At 61.9% G+C, this 23,330-nt stretch carries 26 protein-coding genes; 16 read left to right on the top strand and 10 right to left on the bottom strand.

Features of this window, described 5'->3' with window-relative positions; genetic code table 11:
* Positions 1–7: 7 nt before the first annotated feature.
* From N8A98_RS06175 to N8A98_RS06160, 4 genes are all read right to left on the bottom strand, one after another.
* Positions 8–628 (bottom strand): HAD family hydrolase, encoded by a 621-nt coding sequence (locus tag N8A98_RS06175; protein ID WP_262169983.1) that lies wholly within the window; start codon positions 626–628, stop codon positions 8–10.
* A gap of 65 nt (positions 629–693) precedes the next feature.
* Positions 694–1,260: a TadE/TadG family type IV pilus assembly protein gene (locus N8A98_RS06170; RefSeq protein WP_262169982.1), complete on the bottom strand. Its 567-nt coding sequence runs from the start codon at positions 1,258–1,260 to the stop codon at positions 694–696.
* A 14-nt stretch (positions 1,261–1,274) separates the two neighbouring features.
* Positions 1,275–1,772: a TadE/TadG family type IV pilus assembly protein gene (locus N8A98_RS06165; protein ID WP_262169980.1), complete on the bottom strand. Its 498-nt coding sequence runs from the start codon at positions 1,770–1,772 to the stop codon at positions 1,275–1,277.
* A 199-nt stretch (positions 1,773–1,971) separates the two neighbouring features.
* On the bottom strand, positions 1,972–2,415 hold the full coding sequence (locus N8A98_RS06160; protein WP_262169979.1) for a pilus assembly protein N-terminal domain-containing protein: 444 nt from the start codon (positions 2,413–2,415) through the stop codon (positions 1,972–1,974).
* 386 nt (positions 2,416–2,801) lie between these two features.
* On the opposite strand from N8A98_RS06160, the gene N8A98_RS06155 reads away from it, so the two are divergent.
* From N8A98_RS06155 to N8A98_RS06120, 8 genes are all read left to right on the top strand, one after another.
* A complete protein-coding gene (locus N8A98_RS06155) occupies positions 2,802–3,002 on the top strand; it encodes a Flp family type IVb pilin (RefSeq protein WP_262169977.1) in 201 nt (66 codons plus the stop codon).
* 143 nt (positions 3,003–3,145) lie between these two features.
* On the top strand, positions 3,146–3,646 hold the full coding sequence (locus tag N8A98_RS06150) for an A24 family peptidase (RefSeq protein ID WP_262169976.1): 501 nt from the start codon (positions 3,146–3,148) through the stop codon (positions 3,644–3,646).
* A 230-nt stretch (positions 3,647–3,876) separates the two neighbouring features.
* The gene (gene cpaB / locus N8A98_RS06145; protein WP_262169974.1) at positions 3,877–4,797 is read left to right on the top strand and encodes a Flp pilus assembly protein CpaB; all 921 of its coding nucleotides are present in this window, start codon (positions 3,877–3,879) and stop codon (positions 4,795–4,797) included.
* Positions 4,798–4,811: 14 nt separating this feature from the next.
* Positions 4,812–6,227 carry a type II and III secretion system protein family protein gene (locus tag N8A98_RS06140; protein ID WP_262169973.1) on the top strand — a complete coding sequence of 472 codons (1,416 nt, stop codon included), beginning with the start codon at positions 4,812–4,814 and terminating at the stop codon, positions 6,225–6,227.
* A 24-nt stretch (positions 6,228–6,251) separates the two neighbouring features.
* Positions 6,252–7,523: a CpaE/TadZ family protein gene (locus N8A98_RS06135; protein WP_262169971.1), complete on the top strand. Its 1,272-nt coding sequence runs from the start codon at positions 6,252–6,254 to the stop codon at positions 7,521–7,523.
* Between the two features lie 30 nt (positions 7,524–7,553).
* On the top strand, positions 7,554–9,041 hold the full coding sequence (locus tag N8A98_RS06130) for a TadA family conjugal transfer-associated ATPase (RefSeq protein ID WP_262169970.1): 1,488 nt from the start codon (positions 7,554–7,556) through the stop codon (positions 9,039–9,041).
* Positions 9,038–10,012 (top strand): type II secretion system F family protein, encoded by a 975-nt coding sequence (locus N8A98_RS06125; protein WP_113122646.1) that lies wholly within the window; start codon positions 9,038–9,040, stop codon positions 10,010–10,012. The genes N8A98_RS06130 and N8A98_RS06125 overlap by 4 nt, the downstream gene beginning before the upstream one ends.
* A 16-nt stretch (positions 10,013–10,028) precedes the next feature.
* Positions 10,029–11,045 carry a type II secretion system F family protein gene (locus N8A98_RS06120; RefSeq protein ID WP_113122647.1) on the top strand — a complete coding sequence of 339 codons (1,017 nt, stop codon included), beginning with the start codon at positions 10,029–10,031 and terminating at the stop codon, positions 11,043–11,045.
* A gap of 77 nt (positions 11,046–11,122) precedes the next feature.
* Here N8A98_RS06120 and N8A98_RS06115 read toward each other — a convergent pair whose 3' ends face one another.
* A complete protein-coding gene (locus N8A98_RS06115) occupies positions 11,123–11,884 on the bottom strand; it encodes a tetratricopeptide repeat protein (protein ID WP_262169967.1) in 762 nt (253 codons plus the stop codon).
* A gap of 145 nt (positions 11,885–12,029) precedes the next feature.
* Here N8A98_RS06115 and N8A98_RS06110 point away from each other — a divergent pair, with 145 nt between their 5' ends.
* Positions 12,030–13,382, top strand: coding sequence for a leucyl aminopeptidase family protein (locus tag N8A98_RS06110; protein ID WP_262169965.1), 1,353 nt, complete (start codon positions 12,030–12,032; stop codon positions 13,380–13,382).
* Positions 13,383–13,437: 55 nt separating this feature from the next.
* Entirely contained in the window at positions 13,438–14,379 is a 942-nt protein-coding gene (locus N8A98_RS06105) for a bifunctional helix-turn-helix transcriptional regulator/GNAT family N-acetyltransferase (protein ID WP_262169964.1), read from the top strand.
* Between the two features lie 6 nt (positions 14,380–14,385).
* Here N8A98_RS06105 and N8A98_RS06100 read toward each other — a convergent pair whose 3' ends face one another.
* From N8A98_RS06100 to N8A98_RS06090, 3 genes are all read right to left on the bottom strand, one after another.
* Positions 14,386–15,069 carry a YqaA family protein gene (locus N8A98_RS06100; protein ID WP_262169962.1) on the bottom strand — a complete coding sequence of 228 codons (684 nt, stop codon included), beginning with the start codon at positions 15,067–15,069 and terminating at the stop codon, positions 14,386–14,388.
* A 97-nt stretch (positions 15,070–15,166) separates the two neighbouring features.
* Positions 15,167–16,105, bottom strand: coding sequence for a 2-hydroxyacid dehydrogenase (locus tag N8A98_RS06095; RefSeq protein WP_262169961.1), 939 nt, complete (start codon positions 16,103–16,105; stop codon positions 15,167–15,169).
* Between the two features lie 79 nt (positions 16,106–16,184).
* Complete coding sequence (locus N8A98_RS06090) at positions 16,185–17,006, bottom strand: c-type cytochrome (RefSeq protein ID WP_262169959.1); 822 nt, start codon at positions 17,004–17,006, stop codon at positions 16,185–16,187.
* 260 nt (positions 17,007–17,266) lie between these two features.
* Here N8A98_RS06090 and N8A98_RS06085 point away from each other — a divergent pair, with 260 nt between their 5' ends.
* Positions 17,267–18,091 carry a prephenate dehydratase gene (locus N8A98_RS06085; protein ID WP_262169958.1) on the top strand — a complete coding sequence of 275 codons (825 nt, stop codon included), beginning with the start codon at positions 17,267–17,269 and terminating at the stop codon, positions 18,089–18,091.
* An 80-nt stretch (positions 18,092–18,171) separates the two neighbouring features.
* Here the strand turns inward: N8A98_RS06085 and N8A98_RS06080 are convergent, their stop codons facing one another.
* Positions 18,172–18,735 (bottom strand): hypothetical protein, encoded by a 564-nt coding sequence (locus N8A98_RS06080; RefSeq protein WP_262169956.1) that lies wholly within the window; start codon positions 18,733–18,735, stop codon positions 18,172–18,174.
* A gap of 145 nt (positions 18,736–18,880) precedes the next feature.
* Between N8A98_RS06080 and dapD the strand changes: the two genes are divergently transcribed.
* The 5 genes from dapD to N8A98_RS06055 all read left to right on the top strand — a co-directional run bounded on the left by dapD (position 18,881) and on the right by N8A98_RS06055 (position 22,596).
* Positions 18,881–19,723, top strand: coding sequence for a 2,3,4,5-tetrahydropyridine-2,6-dicarboxylate N-succinyltransferase (dapD, locus tag N8A98_RS06075; RefSeq protein WP_262169955.1), 843 nt, complete (start codon positions 18,881–18,883; stop codon positions 19,721–19,723).
* Positions 19,724–19,799: 76 nt separating this feature from the next.
* Positions 19,800–20,285: a DUF805 domain-containing protein gene (locus tag N8A98_RS06070; protein WP_262169953.1), complete on the top strand. Its 486-nt coding sequence runs from the start codon at positions 19,800–19,802 to the stop codon at positions 20,283–20,285.
* 23 nt (positions 20,286–20,308) lie between these two features.
* Entirely contained in the window at positions 20,309–21,475 is a 1,167-nt protein-coding gene (dapE, locus tag N8A98_RS06065; RefSeq protein WP_262169952.1) for a succinyl-diaminopimelate desuccinylase, read from the top strand.
* The gene (locus N8A98_RS06060; protein ID WP_262169950.1) at positions 21,472–22,014 is read left to right on the top strand and encodes a hypothetical protein; all 543 of its coding nucleotides are present in this window, start codon (positions 21,472–21,474) and stop codon (positions 22,012–22,014) included. The genes dapE and N8A98_RS06060 overlap by 4 nt, the downstream gene beginning before the upstream one ends.
* 15 nt (positions 22,015–22,029) lie before the next feature.
* Complete coding sequence (locus N8A98_RS06055) at positions 22,030–22,596, top strand: hypothetical protein (protein WP_262169949.1); 567 nt, start codon at positions 22,030–22,032, stop codon at positions 22,594–22,596.
* On the opposite strand, the gene truA is transcribed toward N8A98_RS06055, so the two are convergent.
* On the bottom strand, positions 22,593–23,330 hold the full coding sequence (gene truA, locus N8A98_RS06050) for a tRNA pseudouridine(38-40) synthase TruA (RefSeq protein WP_262169947.1): 738 nt from the start codon (positions 23,328–23,330) through the stop codon (positions 22,593–22,595). The genes N8A98_RS06055 and truA overlap by 4 nt on opposite strands.

The raw sequence follows: 23,330 nt of genomic DNA, 5'->3' as shown, positions 1-23,330 counted from the left end.
AGAGGGCCTACTTCGCCTTGAGTGGCAGTCCCAGCGCGATCAGTTCCTTGCGCAGCATGACCGGGTCCTTGAAGTGGATCCCATGCATGCCGAATTTGCGTGCCGAGGTGATATTGGGCTCGCTGTCGTCGATGAACACGCAGCTTTCGGGCGCCAGGCCATAGCGCTCGCAGAACACGCGATAAAGCCGCGGATCGGGTTTTACCAACCCTTCCAGACCCGAGACGATCACGCCATCGAATTTTTCAAGGAACGGCCATTCGCCCAGGCAGCTCACCCATTTCTCCCAGGAGAAATTGGTAATAGCAAAGGTGGGGACTTCCTGCTCGATCAGCTCGTCATGAATGTCGATCGTGCCCTGGATGAATTCACCCAGCGTTTCCTTCCAGCGCAGGTCGAACGCCTGGATTTCGCGCCAATATTTGGGGAAGCGGGTGATCAGCTTGGCGACGCCCTCGGAATAGATTTCACCCGCGTCGAATTCCAGATTCCAGTCGAGAGTGCAGATATTCTGGTGGAACCACAGCGCATCGTCCTCGCTCTCGAAGAGCTTGCGGAACAGATACATCGGGTTCCAGTCGACGAACACGCCGCCAAGGTCAAAAACAGGGACGAGCGTATCGGTCATGGGAAGGTCACCAGGAGGAAGGAATCTGGCTGGCTTTTGCCACGCGCCGAAGGCGGGTGCAACGGCTAGTTCAGAACGATTGGCTCACCGAACCGCGGCACGTAAAAGCTCTGCCGATAGAGATTGACCGCCTGGTCGAAGACAAAACCGTAAAGCGGCTTGTAGCTATAGCTGGCTTCCGAAACGATGACATAGCTGCCCTTGGCGATATCGGTCATGCTGGCCATGGCGGTGGCTCGGCCGTAAGGCTGGTTCTGCGGGTAGGTCGTCCCCACGCTCATGACGCCGTTGAGATATTCGCGCGACCAGGCCACTTCCGTGGTGCCGTCATCCTCCACCTTCACCGAGGTGACGATCTGCTTGATGTTGGTCGTAATGTAGGGCGTCATGATGCCCGAGGAAGCCTGGAAATAATCCTGCAATGTGGCGCCGGAAATTGTCCCGTTCTCACGGGCCACCAGGTCCCCTACCGCGCCGGCAACCGATTGCACCTTGCGATCCATGGTGATCAGGGCGCCGGCTTCGGTCGTGCCCAGATAGACCAGCAACATGAAGGGCACGATCAGCGCGAACTCCACCGCCGCTACACCGCCCCGCGCTTTGGCGAAGCGCCGAAGCAGTCGTTTGAGCATCCGCCGGGCGCCGATCATGTGAAGGGCTCGTTGCGGAACACGGTGACTGCACCCAGCAGGCGCCGCCCGTCATGGAGATTGGACAGGCCAAGCGAGCCGCCCAGGAAGTTGAGGTTCAGCAGCACCGGATATTTGTAATAGACCTGCACCAGAACCACGTTTGATCCAGCGCCGGGAGTATAGTTTTCATCCTTGGTCCAACCGCAGTCCTCGGTCTTGCAGGTCCAGTCCACCGGCGGCTCGACCGTTGCCGATTGAAAATTGGACACCACCGACACCCGTACATGCAGGCCAGAACAGTCGGAAAACAGCCCATAGAGCCGGTCGCACACATTGCTGCGGAAGGAGGCGAGCGTGTCCTTGCGGGTCTGGGCCTGGCCGGTGCGGATCATCCGGCTGGCATCCTGCACCGCACTTTCCAGAATCTGGCCGGACATGAAAACCAGCGAGGTTTGCAAGATTGCCGTCATGATGGCGAAGAACGGCATTGCCAGCAGGGCAAATTCGATCACCGTCGTTGCATCCTCATGGCGCGCAAAGGCACGCCATCTTTTCCTCGGCGACGCTCTGCCGAGCAGGGATGCAATTGACTTGATCATGAGCCCACATGCGTTTGGTCGCCGCAGGCTAGGGGCTTTTGGCTAATCCTTGGTTACGAAGGCGCCCGCGGGCGACCTCGTTCGCGTGGAAGGTTAAGCCGCGGTTAAAAGCCTACTGCGCAGCAGACTGTACGACCTGAGACGACGCTAGGGCCTGCGCCGTAAAGGAATTGTCGTCACCCAACATGATCACAGGCTGGCAGGTGGGTGCGCAGGAAAGCGTCGTGCGGTTCTGCCCCTGATAGACGGTCATTACGCCCGCCTGCATCTGCGCCACCTCGACCATGGTGTCGGCAATCGGATTACCCTGTGCGTCGAGCACGATCAGATTGGTCTGCCCATAGCTTTTGCCGGTCAGCACCAGCGTCAGCGGGTCCTGGATGGTCACGTCGGCAATACCGGGATTGCCGATGATCACTGTGGCGGCGGGCGAACTGATGCGCAAGACGCGCGCCATGTTGACATTGACCTCGATCGGCAGCCCGTCAGCCGCATGGACGCTGCCCAGGCTGGCCAGCAACAGACATAGGGCGGCAAAAGCAGGGGGCAAACGCATGGGACAATCCGGCTATCGGGAACGCGACGAATGCCAGTTTCCATCGGAATGGTGAATTTTTTGACAAACACCCGGAAAACAAGGGTTTGGCAGGCATTCCTCGCATGCGCGGAGTTGATGGCCGGGCAATGCTATGTGGCCTTGAGGCGAATAAGTATAGCCGCGTCCTATACTTGCTGACGCCCAACGGCATGGCGACAGGTAAAATGCCATCTATTTAATTAACGCTTTGATTATCATACGGAAATCGGCGCCAAAATCACTCTCTGACTCTCTGGCCGATTAACTCAATTGCAACAAGTCACGACTAGTTTTTGCCTCATGTTCGATGTGTGACGTGTCGAACGACGGCGTCACCCGATGACGTTATTTAAAGGAGCCTGGGAATGACTATTTTCGCACGTTTCGCCAAGGACGAGTCCGGCGCAACCGCAATTGAATACGGCCTGATCGCCGCACTGATTTCTGTTGGCATCATTGTCGCTGCAACTGCGCTTGGTACCGACCTTAGCAATCTCTTCACTCGTATCTCCGGTCAGCTCAACAAGACTATCCCCGCAGCAGCACCGCCGGCCGCTGGCGGCTAAAGAAACCAGCGATACCTGCTGTCACCGGCCTTAGCGTCAAGGGGAAGCGTTTCACGCTTCCCCTTTCTTTTGCCGTTTTTTAACATGCTTGGCGGCATGGTTTGGCGGCGCTTCAATATCTTTCGCCCGTTGAGGACGACCCTATGGCCACGATTGCATTGCTGTTTTTTCCGCTCGGCATGGCTTTCGCGGCCTCGTCCGATCTGTTGACCATGCGCATCTCCAACAAGCTCGTACTGTTGTTGGTTGTCGGTTTCTGCATCACGGCCATGGCCGTCAATTTGCCACTGCAGCAATTCGCCATGCATGTCGTCGCGGCGCTGATCGTGTTGGTCGCTGGCTTTGCGTTTTTCGCGCTGCGCTGGGTTGGCGGTGGCGACGCCAAGCTCGCAGCCGCGACGGCGCTGTGGCTCGGCTTCGGCCTCACTCTACCCTACCTGCTTTATGCCGCAATGCTGGGCGGTGCGCTGACGCTGCTGATCCTGGCTCTGCGCCAGATGCCACTTACCCCGTTCCTTGCCCGCTATCGCTGGCTCGAACGCCTGCACGACCGCAAATCCGGCGTTCCCTACGGCATTGCCCTCGCAGTGGCCGGGCTCATGACCTATTCCAATTCAGTCATTTTCGAGCGCTTGGCCGCATAGGCGCCACCCGCTCGGCCCCTCGATGGGATTTGCAGGTCGTGAATCAACAAAGATCAATAAGCCCGCGCGCCCAATACTTGGGCTTTCCAGTTCATTACCAAATTCGCTAAAATTTACATCCCGTTAACTGAATTCGCAAACGTCCGGTTAACCAAACTTTGACCCTTTGGGTTCACACTCACAATTGTGGAATTGGGCCAGAACGGCTCTGTCCCTAAGCGGAGTGTGGCATGAAGCCGGCGCGTCTCATCTTGATCCTTGTGGCGGTGGTCGCCGCCGGGCTGGCCGCATTTCTGGTGACCCGCGGTGGCCCAGCGCCCGAACAGGTCGTGAGCGAAGTGGTGCGGCAGGAGGCCAAGGCCCAGGTTTTGGTGGCGCGTGCCGCCGTTGGTATTGGCGAGCGCCTCACTGCAGAAAATCTAGAATGGCAGGATTGGCCCGAGGGCGCCGTACGCCCCGAATACGTCACCTCCACCGCCATGCCCGATGCTCCCGCTCAATTGACGGGTGCCGTGGTGCGGTTCGAATTTTTTCCCGGCGAGCCGATCCGCGAGGCCAAGCTGGTCCGCGCCGACCAGGGCTATCTCTCGGCCGTTCTCGGCCAGGGTATGCGCGGCGTTTCGGTCGGCGTCACGGCGGTCTCCAGCGCTGGTGGCTTCGTCGTCCCCAATGATCATGTCGATGTGGTGCTGACCACCGCCACCGAAATGGGCCAACAATCCCAAGTCATCCTCTCCAATGTGCGGGTGCTCGCCATCGGCAAGCGCTTGGGCGAGATGGGCGTCACCGGCACCGAAGTCGGACAGACACCAACAGGTTCGCCCACGCCAGTCGTGTTCGACAACGCCACCATTGCCACGCTCGAATTGCTGCCGCCCCAGGCTGAGGTGCTGATCAATGCCGCCACCCGTGGCGAACTCAGCCTGACCCTGCGTTCGGTGGTTGATTTCAAGGACAATAGCGTGGCCGATGCCGGCGGCAGCCAGTCGATCCGGCTGATCCGCTTCGGCCGGGAACAAAGCGTGCGCTCGACCAGCGGCGGCCAGGCCTTCAATCCGCCGGCCGTCACAGGTTTCCCCGTCGATAGTGTCTACACTCCTCCCCTCAATGTGCCGGCCAGCGTCACCGCGCCGCAAGTGTTGCCCCAGTAGGGCGAGAGGCAACCATGCTCACATCCATTTCCGTTTTGCCCCGCAAGTTCCTGGCTTCGGCCGTCATGGCGCTGTTGGCCGGCGCCACTCTGCTTCAGCCGGCGGCTGCTCAGGAGGCGCAGATAACCATCTCGTCCGCCGCCTACGGCGGCACGCGGCAAATGGAACTCGACCTCAACAAATCCATCATCGTCGATCTGCCCGCGGGTGTGGCCGAAGTGGTGGTGTCCCAGCCCACTGTGGCTGCCGCCATCATGCGCACCCGCACCCGGGCGATCGTGCAGGGCATTTCGGGTGGCGATACCAATATCTTCTTCCTTGACGATCAGGGCCGCACGATTTCCGTGCTCGATATCCGCGTCATCAAGGAGCCATCCCAGGTCGGCAATGCCCTCCAGGAGGCATTGGCCCGCGTCATTCCCGGCTCCAATATCCGCGTTGAATCTGTAACGCTGGGTGATGAGACCAACCGCGTTGTGCTCACCGGTACGGTGCTGTCGACCGACGACAAGCAGCGCGCCGAACAGGTGGCCATCCAGTTTGCGGGCGATCCGCTGAACGTGGCCAATATTCTCGACATTTCCGGCTCCCAGCAGGTCATGCTGCAGGTCACCGTGGCTGAAGTGTCACGCGATACCGTCAAGCAGCTTGGCATCAACCTCTCTGGCAGTCTCTCCATCGGCAATTTCAACGCCGGCATTAACAGCACGCAGTCCACCCTACCCAATGGCGTTACGGGTGGCTTTTCGGCCGGCAATGTCTCGCTCACGGCCGAGCTGCGGGCGCTCGAACAGCGCGGCGCGCTCCGCACCCTGGCCGAACCAGTTCTCACCGCCATTTCCGGTGAACCCGCCGAATTTCTCGCCGGCGGGCAAATTCCCATTCTCTCCGCCATCGATCCGGCCACCAATAACCGCACCTATACGCTCAAGGATTTTGGCGTGAAGCTCAAATTCACGCCCACTATCAAGTCCAATGGCGTGGTGGGGCTCGAGGTCGAGACCGAGGTTTCCGAAATCGCCGAGACCGGCTTCAATATCGGCGGCGAAACCGTCCCTGGCTTCAACAATCGCAGCGCCAAGACCTCCATCGAGCTGCGCCCGGGCCAGACCATCGCCATTGCCGGCATGATCCAGGACAAATTGCGCCAGCAGATTTCGGGCCTGCCGGGCCTGGGTGATATCCCCATTCTGGGCACCCTGTTCCGCTCGCGCAATTTCCAGCGCAGCCAGACCGAGCTGGTCATCATCGTCACGCCCTATCTCGCCGCCCCGATGACCCAGCAGCCCATTCTGCCCACCGACAAGTTCGAAGCAGCCAGTGATGCCGAAGCCATTTTCCTCGGCCGCATGGAGCGCAATTACGGCGTCGGTGGCGATATCGAAATGCGCGGCGGTTTCAACGGATCTGTCGGCTTCGTGCTCGATTGAGCGCGGCCCCAGGAGTTTAGTACGATGAGTTTTCTCTCTCCCGAAAAAACCAAGAGCGAAGAAGCCGCGGCCGAAATTTCGGCCGGCGCCCGCCTGATTCCGCGCATCACCATCCAGGCCTTTTGCGAGCATTCTCAAACCGCCCAATTGGTGGAAAGCGCCATTCATGACCGGCGCATGTCCAAGGTGGCGCTGACCACGCACAATGGGGGTATCGAAGGCGCCGTCGAAACCTACAAATCCAACCCCACGCCCAATCTGATCATCGTGGAAACCGCGCTCTCGCCGTCCGAGATTCCGCTGGCGCTGGAGCGGCTGGCCGAAGTCTGCGACGCCTCCACGCGCCTTATCGTGCTTGGCCATGTCAACGACGTGCCGCTCTATCGCGAACTGATCCGCTCGGGCGTTTCCGAATATGTGGTGCTGCCCGCCACCTCGGCGCAGATCGTCTCGGCCATCACCGACCTGTTCGCGGCCGAAGGGGGCGCTCCTATCGGCCGTACCATCGGCTTTGTCTCCGCCAAGGGTGGGGCAGGGGGCTCCACCGTGGCGCATAATGTCGCCTGGGGCATTGCCACTGCGCTGCGTCAGGATAGCCTCATCCTCGACATGGACCTGGCCTTCGGCACGGCAGGGCTCAATTTCAATCAGGACCCACCCCATGGCCTAGCCGATGCGGTGCTCGCCAACCAGAAGGTCGACCAGACCATGCTGGATCGGCTGATGAGCAAGGCGGCCAACCACATCAACTTGCTGACCGCTCCCGTCACGCTCGACCGCACCTTCGATTTCGAAGAGCGGGAATTCGAGCAGATCATCGAGATGAGCCAGAATACCATGCCGGTCGTGGTGCTCGACATTCCTCATGCCTGGAATGCCTGGATCCGCCATACCCTGGCCACCGTCGACGAAGTGGTTATCGTAGCCGAGCCGGACCTGGCCAATCTGCGCAATGCCAAGAATCTGGCTGACACCATCAAGGCCCTGCGCCCGACGGAGGCCATGCCCAATCTGGTGCTCAACAAGGTGGGCATGCCCCGCCGCCCCGAGATCAGCTCCGTCGAATTCGCCGCTTCGGTCGAATGCCAGTTGCTGGGTGCCATTCCGTTCGATGCGGCCCTGTTCGGCACTGCCGCCAACAATGGGCAGATGATCGCCGAGGTCGCTGCCAACAACAAGATCAACGACATCTACCGCGCCATCGGCATGCAGGTGACGGGCCGGCAGGTGTCGCACGCCGGAGGCAAGTCATCGAGCCTGATGAAGCTGCCTTCGTTCCTCAAGAAGCGGGCTTGATCGGGTTCCGATCAGCCGGATAGGACGAACATGTTTGGCAAGCGCACGACATTTGGTGGCAATACGCCGGGCCTGGCTGAAACGCGTCCGGCGCCCGCCATGCCACTTCGCGCGGAAACCCCGGCCCCGCGCCGCGGCGTTGACAGCGACGCCATGTCGGCTCGCATGCGCACGAGCGAGGAAGTGGTCGACGTCCGCACCCCGATCGATACGCAGCGCGACAAGGATTATTTCCAGACCAAGTCGGCCATTTTCAGCGCCCTGATCGATTCTATCGATCTGAGCCAGCTCGCCACCATGGATCAGGATGCGGCGCGCGAGGAAATTCGCGACATCGTCGCCGAAATCATCGCGCTCAAATCCATCATCATGTCGATCGCCGAGCAGGAAGATCTGCTCGAGGACATCTGCAATGACGTTCTGGGCTATGGTCCGCTCGAGCCCTTGCTGGCGCGCGACGACATTGCCGATATCATGGTCAATGGTTCCCAGCGTTGCTACATCGAAGTGGGCGGTAGGGTGAAGCTCACCAATGTACGCTTCCGAGACGACGCTCACCTGATGAATGTGTGCCAGCGCATCGTGTCCCAGGTGGGCCGCCGCGTTGATGAAAGCTCTCCGATTTGCGACGCACGCCTCCCGGATGGCTCGCGCGTCAACGTCATCGCGCCGCCGCTGGCCATCGATGGCGCGGCTCTTACCATTCGTAAGTTCAAAAAGGACAAGCTGACCCTGCCCCAGCTGGTCAAATATGGCTCTATCTCCCCCGAAGGCGCTGAAGTGCTGCGCATTCTGGGCCGGGTTCGGGCCAATGTCTTGATCTCGGGCGGTACCGGTTCGGGCAAGACCACCTTGCTCAACTGCCTCACCGCCTTCATCGAAAAAGACGAGCGGGTCATCACCTGCGAAGACTCCGCCGAACTCCAATTGCAGCAGCCCCATGTGGTGCGGTTGGAAACCCGCCCGCCCAATCTTGAGGGCGAAGGCGAGATCACCATGCGCGATCTCATCAAGAATTGCCTGCGTATGCGGCCCGAACGCATCATCGTCGGCGAAGTCCGTGGCCCCGAAAGCTTCGATCTGCTGCAGGCCATGAACACGGGCCATGACGGCTCCATGGGTACGCTGCACGCCAACAGTCCGCGCGAGGCCCTGTCCCGCCTTGAATCCATGATCACCATGGGCGGCTATTCCTTGCCCAGCCGCACCATCCGCGAAATGATCACCTCGTCCATCGATGTCGTGGTCCAGGCCGCCCGCCTGCGCGACGGCTCGCGCCGCATCACCCACATCACCGAAGTGCTGGGCATGGAAGGCGATGTCATCGTCACCCAGGATATCTTCCTCTACGACATCATGGGCGAAGACCAGTCTGGCATGCTGATGGGCCGCCATCGCTCGACCGGCATCACCAAGCCGCAATTTGCCGAACGCGCCCGCTATTTCAACGAGGAAGCCAATCTCGTCGAAGCGCTCGAGCGCTCCAATATCGAACAGCGTGAGCTGCTGGATTCATGACCACGCTGCTGCTCATCATCCTGGCCATGGTTGCCGTTGGCGCCGCCGGCTTTGCCCTCGTCCCTTCGGCGCTGGGCGACAGCACTGCGGACAAGCGGCGCAAGGCGTTTCAGGGCGACCTGCGGGTCAATCGCCTGGAGGTGGACGCGGCGCGCAGCCGCGATCAGCGCCGCAAGAGTGTGCAGCAAGCGCTCAAGACCCAGACTGACGCGCTCAACGCCAAGAAGCGTCTCACGCTGCCTCAATTGCTGTTCCAGGCCGGCATGACCATCAAACCTGCCGCCTTCATCCGCAACAGCATTATCCTTGGTGTGGTGCTGTTCGTTCTTTTGGTGCTGGTGCAGGTGCCGTTCTATTTCGCCGCCATTTTCGCGCTTGCCGCCGCCTATCTGCTGCCGCGCTTCTATGTCGGCCGCAAGCGTCGCAAATATCAGGATCAGTTCCTCGACGAACTGCCCAATGCCGTTGAAGCCATTGTGCGGGGCGTCAAGACCGGCTTGCCGCTCAACGATTCCATCCGCGTCGTTGCCAAGGATGCCAAGGACCCGGTGAAATCCGAATTCGCCCGGGTGCTCGATCAGCAGGCCTTCGGCATGTCTATGACCGAAGCAGTCCAGGTGCTGCTCGACCGGGTGCCACTGCCAGAGGTCAATTTCTTCGTCGTGGTCATCACCGTGCAGCAGCAGGCCGGCGGCAATCTCAGCGAAGCCCTGGGCAATCTGGCGCGCGTGCTGCGCAACCGCAAGAAGATGAAACAGAAGGTCAAGGCCATGTCGTCCGAGGCCAAGGCCTCGGCCGGCATTATCGGTTCTCTGCCTTTCGTGGTGGGCATTCTCGTCAGCGTGGTGTCGCCCCGCTATCTCGAGCCGCTGGTCACCACGTCGCTGGGCCATATCTGGCTGGGCATCGGCGCGATCATGCTCTCCGCAGGCATTTTCGTCATGAAACGCATGGTCAAATTCGACTTCTAGGCGCGGGGAGCATGTCATGAACATCGTCGAAATGCTGACCCAGCGGGAATCGCTCATCGCCATTCTGGCGGCCATCTCCGCCGCCGCCATCGTCTATACCTTCGGCTCGTCCTTCATCGTCAGATCGGAAATGAAGACGCGCATTCGCCGGGTGGCGCTGGAGCGCGACAAGATGCGCGCGGAGGAAATGGCCCGGTTGCGGGGTCTTGCCTCCAATGGCGGGGAAGGGCGCGGCTCCATCAGGCGGGCCGGCGAAACCAAGTCCTACATGAAAAAAGTGGTCGAGCGGTTCGACCTGAAAAAAGCATTTCAGGACGATGCTACCGTCGACAAGCTCGCCATGGCCGGTTTCCGCGGGCAGGGACATTTGACCACGTTCCTGTTCATGCGCCTTGCCACGCCGCTCGGTATCTTCCTGTTCGCCGCGCTCTATCTGATGGTGCTCGCACCCGGCGGCCGCCCGCTTTATCTCAACCTGGTCTATTCGATCGGGGCGGGCATTGTCGGCTCCTATCTGCCTATTCTTTTGCTCAAGAACACGACGAGCAAACGCCAATTCTCCATCCGCCGCGCCTGGCCCGATTGCCTCGATCTGCTGCTGCTCTGCGTTGAGGCCGGCATGTCGATGGAACACGCCTTCAAGCGCGTCGCGCGGGAGATCGGCCAGCAAAGCGCCGAACTGGCCGAAGAGCTGACCCTGACCACGGCCGAGCTGTCCTTCCTCGAAGACCGCACCCGCGCCTATGACAATCTGGGCCGCCGCATCGGGCTCGATAATGTGCGCTCGGTGATGACCGCGCTGATCCAGGCCGACCGCTACGGCACCTCCGTCGGCCAGGCGTTGCGCGTCATGGCCGAGGAAGGTCGCGAAGCACGCATGATGGAAGCCGAAAAGAAAGCCGCTTCCCTGCCGCCCAAGCTGACCGTACCGCTGATCCTGTTCTTCCTGCCGGTGCTGTTCATCGTCATCCTGGCCCCGGCCGCGATCAAGATTTTTGGACCTGGCGGCGCAGCAAGCGGCGGTATGGGTTAGCCGACTGAAAAGGTCGGGCTCATCTTGTCCGCTCACTGAAGGGGTGAAGGAGCGACAGGTCTGGTCAAGCGCTAGGCCTAACTCTTCGCAACCGCATCCCAACGGTTCTGCTGGGTCAGCATCGAGCGCACATAGGCCATGTTGCTCTCGACCTGGTCGGGCGGCAACTCAGCCGCATAGAGCTTGCGCGCCTCATCGAACCGGCCTTGCAGGCCCACGATCAGTGCCAGGTTCTGCCGTATCTTGCTGGTCGCGCCCGGCATCTGCACCGCCCGGCGCAAATGCTGTTCGGCCGCGCCGAGTTCGTTGGTCATGGCATAGGAGAGGCCAAGATTGGCCTCGATTGAGGCTTCGCCCGGCGCCATGACCAGGGCTTGGCCATAAACTTGCCGCGCCTCGGCATTGCGCCCCAATTGGTCCATTGCCGCCCCCTTGACCAGGAGCGCATTCCAGTCCGGCGCATCCGGCCGGATGACGCGATCGAGCACGCCCAGCGATTGCTCGAACCGCCCGTCCGCCGTCAGTGCCTTGGCATAGGCCACGGCGATATCGGGGTCATTGGGATAAGTGCCGACGCCCTGTTCGAGTACCGCCACGGCCTGTCCGCTCTGCCCCGCAGCGCGCAAGGCGGCGGAGTAGGTGATGATTGTGCCCTTGTCCTTGGGATTGGCGCGGTAACGCGTCGTCAGTTCGGCAATGCCCAATTGCGGCTGCCCCGCTGCATAGCCCAGCGCCGACGTGGGAGGCCTCGTAGCGGCGCAGGCCGAAATTGCCACCATGGCCGCGCCAGCAAGCAGCACGATGCGCAAGGGCTTGAACAAGGGGGACAATGACGACAACACGCTAGGCACTCCTCGGGCAGCCTCGCCCGCCTCAATCAATAAATCATTAACCCTAACAGCCCGTTAAAGCGGCATTTCCGCCGTTGTGGCCGCCATGCCCGCCCGCTACAAATGCACCGGAAAATCCCTGCCGGAGCCCGCCATGTCGCACGCCCAATCCCTGCCCATCATCGTCATTGAAGAGGGGCAACTCGCTGCGGCGGACCTCCCGCCGGCACGGACTGCCTGGGCAATGGCCAACGGCTTTTCCGGCCAGCGCGGGCGCCTGCTGGCGCTGCCAGGCGACGATGGCGCGGTGACTGGCTATCTGTTCGGCATTGGCGAGCCCGCCAGCCGCTCTGCGCTGGTCATGGGCCTGGCCGGCGCAACGCTGCCGGCCGGCGACTATCAACTCGAAGGCGCCTTTGGCGACCCGGTCCTGGCCGTAGTCGGCTTTCGTCTCGGCGCCTATCGCTTCGCCCGGTACCGCAAGGCCGAACCCGCCCCGCATCTCACCCCGCCTGATGGCGCCGACACGGCTGAGATCGACCGTCTCGTCGAGGCCGCCACGCTCGCCCGCGATCTGGTCAATACGCCCGCCAACGATCTTGGTCCCGAGGCCTTCGAAGCCGCCATCCGCGACTTCGCCATCACCCGCGGCATGAGCGTTTCGTCCGTTGTCGGCGATGACCTGCTCGCCGCTAATTTCCCGATGATCCACGCCGTGGGTCGCGCCGCGCCCCAGGCACCCCGCCTGCTCGATCTGAGTTGGGGCCGCGACACCGATCCCAAGGTAACCCTGGTAGGCAAGGGCGTCACTTTCGATACGGGTGGGCTCGACATCAAATCCGCCAGCGGCATGCTGCTGATGAAAAAAGACATGGGCGGCGCTGCTAATGTACTGGGCCTAGCCCATACCATCGTCTCGGCTGGCCTTGCGGTGCGCCTACGCGTGCTCATTCCCATTGTCGAGAATGCCATTGCCGGCAATGCCTTCCGCCCCGGTGATGTGCTCACCTCCCGCAAGGGTCTCACCGTCGAAATCGGCAATACCGATGCCGAAGGGCGCCTGATCCTGGCCGATGCGCTGGCCCTGGCTGACGAGGAAAGCCCGGACCTCCTCATCGATATGGCCACCCTGACCGGCGCTGCCCGCGTGGCGCTCGGCCCTGATCTGCCCGCGCTCTATTCCACCGATGACGCCTTGGCGCGCGACCTGATGGCCGCGGGCCTGCTCGCCGATGATCCGTTCTGGCAGATGCCGCTCTGGTCCCCCTATGACGGCATGATGTCGTCCAAGATCGCCGATGTGAACAATGCCGGCAGCGGCGGCTTTGCCGGCTCTATCACCGCCGCCCTGTTCATGCGGCGCTTCGTCAGCAAGGCCAAGGCCTGGGTGCATCTCGATATCATGGCCTGGGCCCCCGAAGTCCGCCCCGGTCGTCCCCAAGGCGGCACCGACCATGGCATCCGCGCCGTCTATGGTGTGCTCAAGCAGCGCTATCCCGCAAACTAGTTGACTTTGACAACGAACTATTTGACCATGTCATTCATCGACATGGAGCAAATCTATGGCTGAGCAGCCGGACCAAAGCCAACAGATCGCGACCATCCGAGCGTTTAATCGCTTCTATACGGGCGTTATCGGCCTGCTGAATGAGGGCATGCACAAGAGCCCTCATCCCTTGGCCGAGGCACGGCTGATCCATGAAATCGGCAAGCGGGTATCAACCACGTCCGCCGGCCTTGCTGCGGATCTGGGAATGGATCGCGGGCAGATGAGCCGGCTGGTCTGGCGGCTGATCGATCAGGGTCTGCTCGCCATGGTGCCACATAGCGATGACCGCCGGTCCAGCACGCTGGCGCTGACCGCCGATGGCGATCGCATCTATCGTCAGCTCAACGAATGGAGTGACGGCGCCGCCGCCGAACTGCTCGCTCCGCTGGACAATTTTCTCCGCCGCGACTTGGTGGATTCAATGCGTCGCATCCACACTATCCTGGCTGAGCCCGACCCTGCCGAGACGCTCATCCTGCGCCCTCACCGCGTTGGGGAACTGGGTTGGCTGATCCACCGCCAAGGCCTGCTCTATCACCTCGAGCAAGGCTGGAATGGCGAGTTCGAGACCCTGATCGCCCGCATCTATGCCGAGTACGAAGCCGCACCCGCCACGCCACCCAAATCGCTCTGGGTCGCCGAAATGGCGGGGCAGGTGGCCGGCTCGCTCTTTATCGTGCCCTCAGCCGCTGATCCGGCGGTCGCCCAGTTGCGCATGCTTTATGTCGAACCCGCCTTCCGCGGCCACGGCATCGGCAAGCGCCTCGTCGAGGAAGCCATCCGCTTCTCCCGCGCCTCGGGCTATTCCAGCATCCTGCTCTGGACCCAGGACTGCCTCGCCGCCGCGCGCAAGATCTACCAGGCGGCCGGCTTCATTCTCGAACGCGAAGAGCCGCATCATTCCTTTGGCGCCGACCTGAATGGCCAATACTGGCGCCTGCAGCTCAAGCGATAGGATCCGTTAGCCCTCCGGCGTCAGATCCCCCAGCGTATGATCGATTGCTTCCACCACGCTTTCCACCTCGGCCACGCCAGATTTCGGAAATAGCAGTGGCGCCGCGGCAAAGCCGATAATGGTCAGCGCCACCAGGGCCCAGCCGGCAATCGCCTTGTGCTTTTCGATGAAATGGTTGGCAGCTGGTCCAAAGAAGTAGAACAGCCCGCAGGGCACGAAATAGCGCGTGGCGCGTCCGACCAGCCCGTAGAAAATGAAGGTCCACAGATCCAGCCCCGCCACGCCGCTGGTGATGGTCACCACCTTGTAGGGGATGGGCGAGATCGCGCCGATCAGGATCATCAGCGGGCCATTGTCGTTAAAGCTCTGCATCAGCGAGGCAAAGCCGTCTCCGGCGCCATAAAAGGCGATAATGGCGCGCCCCACCGTATCGAACAGGAAATAGCCTACCGCATAGCCGGCCAACCCGCCCAGCACCGAGGTCACCGTACAGATCGTCGCCAGCCGCCACGCCCGCTTGCGGTCGGCGATGATCATTGGGGCCAGCATGATCTCGGGAAAGATCGGCAAGATACTGGCTTCAAGAAAGCACAGCAGCCCCAGTATCGGCTCGGCCAGCCGGTGCTTGGTCGCCAGTTTCAGGCGGTCATAGAACTTGATCTTCTGCGGCTGCGGCGTGGCGTCGCTCATCCGGCCCCCTGGCTGTGTGCGATGTCGGAACGACAACAGACCGTGTTGCGCTTAACAAATCCACCCGCCGCGGGCCATCCAGTGGATAACAATCGCGTCAGTAGCCGCGCGTCCGATCCACTACATTGATCAATGGCTTGCCCGCCTCATGCGCGGCAATGATGCCGGCATAATAGGCCACCCCGGCCGTTTCGCTGGAAATAGCCGCAATATGTGGAGTAATGTAGCAATTCTCGATTGCCCAGAGCGGGTTTTCCTGCGGCAGCGGCTCGGTCTCGAACACATCAAGGCTGGCCGCGCCCAAAGTGCCATCGCCCAGCGCCCGCACGATATCGGCCTCGCGCTGATGCCCGCCTCGCGCCGCGTTAATGATCACCGGCCCCCCATGGAGTCCGCCACGCCGCAGCTTGGCAAAGGTCTCATAGTTGAGAATGCCCGTGGTTTCGGGCGTCAGCGGCAGCAGGTTGACTAGGATATCGGTGCCCGCCAGGAACGCATCGAACTGCTCGGTCCCGGCAAATCCCTCCACACCTTCGATGGCCTTGGGCGTGCGGCTCCAGCTGCGCAGGGTAAAGCCCTGCGGCTTGAGCCTTTTGACTGCATCCTGCCCCAATACGCCCATGCCCATTATGCCCACGGCAGTCTGCGAGGCAGCTGGCGGATAGAGCTGGTCCCAGCGCCGTGCCAGTTGCGCCGCGCGAAAACGACTATAGAGCCGTTGATGCATGGTGACATGGGCCACCACATAATCGCTCATGCGCTGGCTCAGGTCCTCATCGACAAACCGCACCACCGGCACATCTGGCAGCCTGGGATGCTTGAGCAGTGCATCCACGCCCGCGCCCAGCGACAAAATGGCCTTGAGATTGGTCAGTCCGTCAAACGCCCCCGGCTTGGGCTTCCACACAAAGATATAGCGGATGTCCTTGGGGTCGAAGGCATCGCTTTGCCGCACCACGGGATAGGGCGCCAGTGCCGCGCGCAGCTTTTCCGCCCAGCTCGCCTCGTCGACATCGGAAAGGTGCAATAGCAGCATTTTGGCCTCCCGGCTTTGACATGAAAAAAGCCGCGCCAGAATCTGGCGCGGCCCGATCGATTGGCCTGCAAATGGCCGTTTAGGGCGTAGCTGGCGCCGGTGGGGTCGTGGGAGCCGGAGCCGTCGTGGCAGGCGGTGGCGCAGTGGTGGTCGGCGTGCCTTCCACCGGCGTTTCCGGCTGGGTGGTCTCGGGCGTTTCCGTTGCTGCGCCGGCCTCAGGCGCCGCAGGAGCAGGTTCAGCCGCCGGAGCAGGCTCGGCAGCCGGAGCGGGCTCTGCTGCAGGGGCGGGTTCGGCAGCCGGAGCAGGCTCAGCCGCAGGGGCTGCTTCCTCAGCAGCCGGCGCTGCTTCTTCCGCCGCCGGGAACGGCACCGGATTGGCCGACAGCGTCTGCAGATAGGCCAGGATGTCGGCGCGTTCCTCGGGGGTACGCACGCCGGCAAAGTTCATCTTCGTGCCGGGGACATAGTCCTTCGGGCTGGTCAGGAAGTGGTTGAGATTTTCATAGGTCCAGGTGTCGCCGGCGTCATGATGCGCCTTCATCCCGTCCGAATAGGCGAAGTCGGGCACGCTGCCTTCAGGGCGACCCACCACGTCATAAAGGTGGGGACCGGTCTTGTTGGGATCACCCTCACCGAAATTGTGGCAGGACTGGCATTTCCGCGCCGCCGCCGCGCCGCGCTCGGCACTGGCGCTGGCCAACAGCGTCCCCAAGGGTACTTCCGGCTCGGCCGGGCCGGCTTCGGCCACAGCCGTGGTCGGCTCGGGTTCGGGCAGGGCATAGCCCGGGCCGCGATCTTCGATAGGGTGATAGATGGCTTCGGCAACGAGACCGACACCCATGACAAACAACAGGGTGCCCAGAACGGCGCCCATGATCTTGTTAAGCTCGAACGAATTCATTTGGTCTTCCTGCCGGTCCATCCCCTGCGGACGTCAGCCGTGCCACCCAACTTTCGATTGTCCCACAAGGAAATCGCCTCAACGGAGGGGCCCGACGCGCGCGGAAGATAGTCGCAAAAAGGCGTGAGGTGCAACAGGGCAAAGCCCGGTTGCGACAATTCCTCCACCCTCTTGGCGTGTGCCGCCCCGCCCATGGCCGAATTGACACCCGATCCGCCCGGGTTCAAAAGCCATCAGCCGATAGACCTACGGACAGTGTCATGACGAAAAAGATCGCCTTCCAGGGTGAGCCGGGCGCCTTCAGCCACGCCGCCGCCGCCAATGTCTTCCCCCATGACGAGGTGATCGGCTGCGTGACCTTCGAGGAAACCATTGCCGCCGTGCAGAACGGCAAGGCCGACTTTGCCGTCGTGCCGGTGGAAAACTCGCTCTATGGCCGCATCACCGATATCCACCATCTGCTGCCTGAGAGCGGTCTTTTCATCATCGGCGAGACCTATCTGCGCGTCGAGATGAACCTGCTCGCCGTGCCCGGCGCCACGCTGGACGATATTAAAGCGGTACAGTCGCTGTCGGTCGCGCTCGGCCAATGCCGCAAATTCATTTCTGATCATGGCTTCCGTACCATCAACGCCGTGGACACAGCCGGCTCGGCCCGCGAAGTCGCCGAGAAGGCCGACAAATCCGTCGCCGCCATCGCCTCCCGCTTTGCTGGCGAGATTTATGGCCTCAACGTGCTGGCCTCCAATATCGAAGATGCCGAGCACAACACGACCCGCTTCCTCGTGCTCTCGCGCGAGCAAAAAGAGGCGGCTCCCGGCGACGTCAAGACCACCTTCGTCTTCCGCGTCCGCAACGTGCCCGCGGCGCTCTACAAGGCCATGGGCGGCTTTGCCACGAATTCCATCAACATGACCAAGCTCGAAAGCTACATGGTCGGCGGCGCCTTCACCGCCACTCAATTCTACGCGGATATCGAGGGCCACCCTTCCGATATTGGCGTGCAGCATGCCTTCGAGGAACTGGGCTTCTTCACCGACTATTTCCGCGTGCTTGGCGTCTATCCCAAGAACGAGCTGAAATAGCGTCTCTTTAGAGAGAGCCTCCCCCTGACAGGGGGAGGCTAGGTGGGGGTACTCCAATCCCGCAGTAGACTCGCCGGGCCTCAACCCTGCCCGCGAAAATCCTCGACCAACCGCCAGCACCCATCAAACGGCTCAAAGCTGAGCACAGCCGGCTCGCCGAACCGTTCCACGATCTCTCCCTGATCGTCTCCGCCCTCCGAATTGCCGTCGAAGCGGACATGCTGCCACTCCACGGCCCATTGATTGTACTGGCTCTGGTTGAATTCCATATCCAGATATTCCAGCTCGGCATCCGGATTGCTGTCCCAGGCCTGCATTGAGGCGCGGCTGACATAATAATAGTCCATCATGCCGATCGGAAAATCGGCATAGTCCCCGCTCGCTACAGTGCTTGTCGTCCCGTCCTTCACCACGGTGATCTCAGGCGCGCTATATTTGAGGCGCACCGCCTCGGAAATCGCCATGGCCCCCATCAGCGCGTTAAAATCTTCATCCTTGCAAGCCGCTGCCGCCGTTTCGAGCGCATAGGTATCGGTCTCGCTCAGCGCTGGCGCCGTCTCTGCATGGATGCGGGCGGCCTGCGCCTGGGTCCCAAGCAGTCCAAAAGCCGTCGCCACGCCAATAATCACTGCTTGTTTGTTCACGCCATGCTCCCTCGGGCAAGTAGTTCTGCCACAATTGTTTAGCCGTCCCTTTGCGGCGGGAAAAGGGCCTAACCAGCGCTCCGAGATTGACACCATCCCGCTCCCCGCTATGGTCCGCCCAAACGCCCACCAGGATGATGAACTGATGTCCCACGCCGATCTCGCCGCCACAATCGACGCCGCCTTCGAGGCCCGCGCAGAGATCAACCTTGCCACCAAAGGCGAAGTCCGCGAGGCCGTCGAGACCGCCCTGGCCCTGCTGGATAGCGGCCAGGCCCGCGTCGCTGAAAAGATCGACGGCAAGTGGCAGGTCAATCAATGGCTCAAAAAGGCCGTGCTGCTCTCCTTCCGCCTCAATGACAACAAGCTCATCGAAGGCGCCCCTGGCGGCTCGTCCTATTGGGACAAGGTGCCCACCAAATTCGAAGGCTGGGGCGAAAACCACTTCCGCGAAGCCGGCTTCCGCGCCGTGCCGGGCGCGATCGTCCGCCACTCCGCCCATATCGGCAAGGGCGTCATCCTGATGCCCAGCTTCGTTAACCTCGGTGCGTTCGTCGATGAAAACACCATGGTCGATACCTGGGTCACCGTCGGTTCCTGCGCGCAGATCGGCAAGAATGTCCACATTTCGGGTGGCGTCGGCATTGGCGGCGTGCTCGAGCCGCTCCAGGCCGGTCCCGTCATTATCGAAGACAATTGCTTCATCGGCGCCCGCTCCGAAGTCGTTGAGGGCGTCGTCGTGGGCGAGGGCGCGGTGATCTCCATGGGCGTCTTCATCGGCGCCTCCACCAAGATCGTCGACCGCGCCACCGGCGAAATCCACATCGGCAAAGTGCCGCCCTATTCGGTCGTGGTCTCGGGCAGCCTACCAGGCAAGCCCCTCCCCAACGGCAATCCGGGCCCCTCGCTCTACTGCGCCGTCATCGTCAAAACCGTCGACGCCCAGACGCGGTCCAAGACGGGCATCAACGAATTGCTGCGCGACTAGGAATCACGTCCCTCTCTGAATTAAACTCCCCCGGCCGGGCATTTCCGCCCGGACCGATGATTCTGAGGGGGACATCATGGATTTCCAGGCACTCTACACCACCACGGCGGGCCGCGTGTCGCGCAAGACTTGGTGGATCGGCGTGATCATATTGGGCGTTGCCGGCATCGTGTTGACGCTGCTGCTGGGTGCAATTGGCCTCGGGCCCAGCGCAAGCAGCGCCGGCTGGGGCTCGCTGCTGGTCACTTTGTTGCTGCTCTATCCGAGCTATTGCCTGTCGCTCAAGCGCCGGCAGGATCGCGGCAATAATGGCCTCGATCTCAAAATCCTGCTCGGCCTCTCGTTGCTGAGCTCGGTGCTGCAAACCCTGGGCATCGGTATCACCGCCAGCGATATCGGCAATGGCGTCATGGTTCCTGCGCCCGCCGGTTGGTTCTCCATCCTGCTGCTGGCAATCGGCGTCTATGCCCTTTACATGCTGGTGCAACTGGGCTTCCTGCGCGGCACTATCGGCAGCAACGAATATGGCGCCGACCCGGTGGCCAATCCGGCTACGGCCTGATCATCAACAGACGGGATTGTCTCGTGACTGACATTGCTGCGGACGATCCCGTCCAGCTTCTCAAAGCCCTGATCGCCTGCCCTTCGGTGACGCCCGAACCCGCCGGCGTATTGGACGTGCTCGACACGGCCCTCAGCAGCCTGGGCTTCACCACCGCCCACCTGCGCTTTGAGGGCGACGGCTCCTATCCCGTCGACAATCTCTTCGCCATCCGCGGCAATGGCGGCCGAAGCCTGCTCTTTGCCGGCCATACCGATGTGGTGCCGCCCGGCGAACTCGCAGATTGGACCGCCGACCCGTTCACCCCACGCGAGGCCGATGGCAAGCTCTATGGCCGTGGCGCCGCCGATATGAAATCGGGCATCTCCGCCTTCATCGCTGCCGCAGCATCCATTCCCGCCGACGTGGGCACGATTATGCTCGCCATCACCAATGACGAGGAAGCCGACGCCATCAACGGCACCGACAAGCTCATGGCCTGGGCCAAGGACCAGGGGCATAGCTTCGATTTCGCCATTGTGGGCGAACCCAGCTCGGCCACCTTGCTCGGCGACAGTATCAAGATCGGCCGGCGCGGCTCCTTCTCGGGCCTCATCACCGTCGAAGGCGCGCAGGGGCACGTGGCCTATCCGCACAAGGCCAACAACCCGCTGCCCACTTTGGCCCGCATCGTCATCGCACTCAGCGACACGCAGATCGATCAGGGCAGCGAACATTTCCCCGCGACCAATCTCGAAGTCACCACGATTGATGTCGGCAATCCCATTTCGAACGTCATCCCGGCGCGCGGCACCGTCCGCTTCAACATCCGCTACAACGATCTGTGGACACCCCAGACCCTGGCCGAATGGGTGCGCGACCGCATCGCCAGCGTCGACGCCAATGGCACTAGGATTGGCTTTGAGGTCTCGGGCACGCCCTCCCGCTCCTTCCTCTCCCCGCTCAGCGCGGATGTCGAAACCCTTTCAGCGACCATCGAGTCGATCACCGGCCGCCGCCCCGAACTCTCGACCGGCGGCGGCACGTCGGATGCCCGTTTCATCGCGCAATATGGCCCCGTGGTCGAATGTGGCCTGGTCGGCCCATCCATGCACAAGGCCGACGAGCATATTGCTCTGGATGACCTCACGGGCCTTACCGAAATCTACCGCGCTTTCATGACGCGCTTTTTCGCGGGGCCCGCCGCATGAAGCTCTGGGCCGCTCTCGCCAATGCTTTTGCCGGCTGGGTCAAGATCACCCGCGGAGAGGCCGATTGGCGCAGCCATTTCGCCTTCACCGCCCCCGGGCTGGTCACGGCCATCCTGATCTATTTCTTCTTTGCCTTCCTCGCCGTGGCCTTTGCCTCGATGAATATCGGCATGCCGGGCCTGACGGGCATTGCCAGTGCGCTCATCGTGCAGGGCCTGTCGCTGGTCGCGCTGGCCCTCGCCATCCAGGGCACCAAGGCGATGCTCAAATCCCCTCAGCCCATGCTCGATCTGATGGTGCCGGGCACTTACGTGCTGGTGTTCTACCTGATCGTAGGGGCGATTCTCTCGCTGATCGGCGGCCCAGTCCTCGTGCTGCTCTGGGTCGTTTTGGGCTATCTGCTCTATCGCCTGGCCCGTGTCGCGACCCCCTGGAGCATAGGCATAAGCCTGGCCTTTGCAGTTTTGACCGTCCTGCTGCTTGTCGCCATGCCGGTGACGCTTTACATGCTGTCCAACCCTGCCACTCCTCCCATCTAGCATCCGAGACAGCTTTTGGCCCAATCGACCTCGACCTTTCTCGAAGAACTCAAGAACGCGGCGCGTGGCTGTTTTGCCCTGCTGACCGGCGATCGGCAGGCCCCCACCTGGTTTGATTTCAGCCAGCGCGGCCTGATCGGCAGCCTCATCGCCACCACCATTGCCATCGCCCTGGCTGGCTTCGGCCCGGTGCTGATCGGTGTGCCACTGCCCGCGGGCGCTGCCACCCAATCCATCGTGGTCAATGCCGTGCTTTTTGCAGCCCAAGCCGCCACCGGCTTCCTCGCTTTGCGCCAGATGGGCCGGCAGGATGGCTTCGTGCCTTATCTGGTGGCGTCCAACTGGGTCACCCTGGCCTCGGCGGTCCTGCTGCTGCTCTCCACCCTGCTCGGCCCCTTGGGCGTCGTCATTCTGGCCCTGGTGGTCATCCTGGCGCTGGCGACCTTCATCAATATCGGCCGCTTCATCGTCACCCTGACGCCATTGCAGATCGGCATCCTGTTCGTTTCGCAAGCCGTCGGCGTGTTTCTGGCGCTTGCCGTCGTGGCGATCCTCTTCGTCCCGCCGGCCCCAGCGGTCTAATAATCCACCCGCGTCAGATAGAGCCCACCCGACGGCGCCATGGCGCCACAGCGCTGGCGATCCCGCGCATCCAGCGCTGCTCGTAAATCGCGCGGCTTCCATTTGCCCTCGCCCACGAGCTTGAGCGAGCCCACCATGGAGCGCACCTGATGGTGCAGGAAGCTTCGCGCGCTGGCCGTGATCACGATATGCTCCGCCTCCCGCCGCACCGCAAAGGCGTCGAGCGTGCGCAGCGGTGACTTGGCCTGGCATTCCGCCGAACGGAACGTGGTGAAATCATGCGTCCCCAGGATCATCCCGGCGGCATAGTCCATCGCGTCGGCATCGAGCGGCATGGGCAAATGCCACACATGATTGCGCTCGATCACCGGCGGCGCCCGCCGGTTCAGTATCCGATATTCGTAATGCCGCGCCTTGGCCGAAAACCGCGCCTCGAACTCATCCCCAACTGCCTCGGCCTCGATGATCGCCACCGGATCGGGCCGCAAATGATAGTTCAGCGCCTCGCGAATGCGGAACGGGTCCCAATCTTTGCTGAGGTCAAAATGCACCACCTGGCCCAGCCCGTGCACGCCCGCATCGGTCCGCCCCGCCGCTTGCGTCGTCACGGCCTCGCCAGAAAACCGCTCGATCGCTTCTTCCAGCGCCTGCTGCACGCTCGGTCGGCTCGTCTGCCGCTGCCAGCCGGAGAAGGGGGTGCCGTCATATTCCACGGTGAGCTTGTAGCGCGGCAT

The organism is Devosia neptuniae, from assembly GCF_025452235.1.
Lineage (GTDB): Bacteria > Pseudomonadota > Alphaproteobacteria > Rhizobiales > Devosiaceae > Devosia.
The sequence above is the reverse complement of the archived record's forward strand: the minus strand, read 5'-3'. Positions and strand labels throughout refer to the sequence as shown.

What these genes read in the sequence shown, in the direction of transcription:
- N8A98_RS06175 (WP_262169983.1), bottom strand. Translation starts at nt 628, where the DNA reads ATGACCGATACGCTCGTCCCTGTTTTTGACCTTGGCGGCGTGTTCGTC.
- N8A98_RS06170 (WP_262169982.1), bottom strand. Translation starts at nt 1,260, where the DNA reads ATGCTCAAACGACTGCTTCGGCGCTTCGCCAAAGCGCGGGGCGGTGTA.
- N8A98_RS06160 (WP_262169979.1), bottom strand. Translation starts at nt 2,415, where the DNA reads ATGCGTTTGCCCCCTGCTTTTGCCGCCCTATGTCTGTTGCTGGCCAGC.
- N8A98_RS06155 (WP_262169977.1), top strand. Translation starts at nt 2,802, where the DNA reads ATGACTATTTTCGCACGTTTCGCCAAGGACGAGTCCGGCGCAACCGCA.
- N8A98_RS06150 (WP_262169976.1), top strand. Translation starts at nt 3,146, where the DNA reads ATGGCCACGATTGCATTGCTGTTTTTTCCGCTCGGCATGGCTTTCGCG.
- cpaB (WP_262169974.1), top strand. Translation starts at nt 3,877, where the DNA reads ATGAAGCCGGCGCGTCTCATCTTGATCCTTGTGGCGGTGGTCGCCGCC.
- N8A98_RS06140 (WP_262169973.1), top strand. Translation starts at nt 4,812, where the DNA reads ATGCTCACATCCATTTCCGTTTTGCCCCGCAAGTTCCTGGCTTCGGCC.
- N8A98_RS06135 (WP_262169971.1), top strand. Translation starts at nt 6,252, where the DNA reads ATGAGTTTTCTCTCTCCCGAAAAAACCAAGAGCGAAGAAGCCGCGGCC.
- N8A98_RS06130 (WP_262169970.1), top strand. Translation starts at nt 7,554, where the DNA reads ATGTTTGGCAAGCGCACGACATTTGGTGGCAATACGCCGGGCCTGGCT.
- N8A98_RS06125 (WP_113122646.1), top strand. Translation starts at nt 9,038, where the DNA reads ATGACCACGCTGCTGCTCATCATCCTGGCCATGGTTGCCGTTGGCGCC.
- N8A98_RS06120 (WP_113122647.1), top strand. Translation starts at nt 10,029, where the DNA reads ATGAACATCGTCGAAATGCTGACCCAGCGGGAATCGCTCATCGCCATT.
- N8A98_RS06110 (WP_262169965.1), top strand. Translation starts at nt 12,030, where the DNA reads ATGTCGCACGCCCAATCCCTGCCCATCATCGTCATTGAAGAGGGGCAA.
- N8A98_RS06105 (WP_262169964.1), top strand. Translation starts at nt 13,438, where the DNA reads ATGGCTGAGCAGCCGGACCAAAGCCAACAGATCGCGACCATCCGAGCG.
- N8A98_RS06100 (WP_262169962.1), bottom strand. Translation starts at nt 15,069, where the DNA reads ATGAGCGACGCCACGCCGCAGCCGCAGAAGATCAAGTTCTATGACCGC.
- N8A98_RS06095 (WP_262169961.1), bottom strand. Translation starts at nt 16,105, where the DNA reads ATGCTGCTATTGCACCTTTCCGATGTCGACGAGGCGAGCTGGGCGGAA.
- N8A98_RS06090 (WP_262169959.1), bottom strand. Translation starts at nt 17,006, where the DNA reads ATGAATTCGTTCGAGCTTAACAAGATCATGGGCGCCGTTCTGGGCACC.
- N8A98_RS06085 (WP_262169958.1), top strand. Translation starts at nt 17,267, where the DNA reads ATGACGAAAAAGATCGCCTTCCAGGGTGAGCCGGGCGCCTTCAGCCAC.
- dapD (WP_262169955.1), top strand. Translation starts at nt 18,881, where the DNA reads ATGTCCCACGCCGATCTCGCCGCCACAATCGACGCCGCCTTCGAGGCC.
- N8A98_RS06070 (WP_262169953.1), top strand. Translation starts at nt 19,800, where the DNA reads ATGGATTTCCAGGCACTCTACACCACCACGGCGGGCCGCGTGTCGCGC.
- N8A98_RS06060 (WP_262169950.1), top strand. Translation starts at nt 21,472, where the DNA reads ATGAAGCTCTGGGCCGCTCTCGCCAATGCTTTTGCCGGCTGGGTCAAG.
- truA (WP_262169947.1), bottom strand. Translation starts at nt 23,330, where the DNA reads ATGCCGCGCTACAAGCTCACCGTGGAATATGACGGCACCCCCTTCTCC.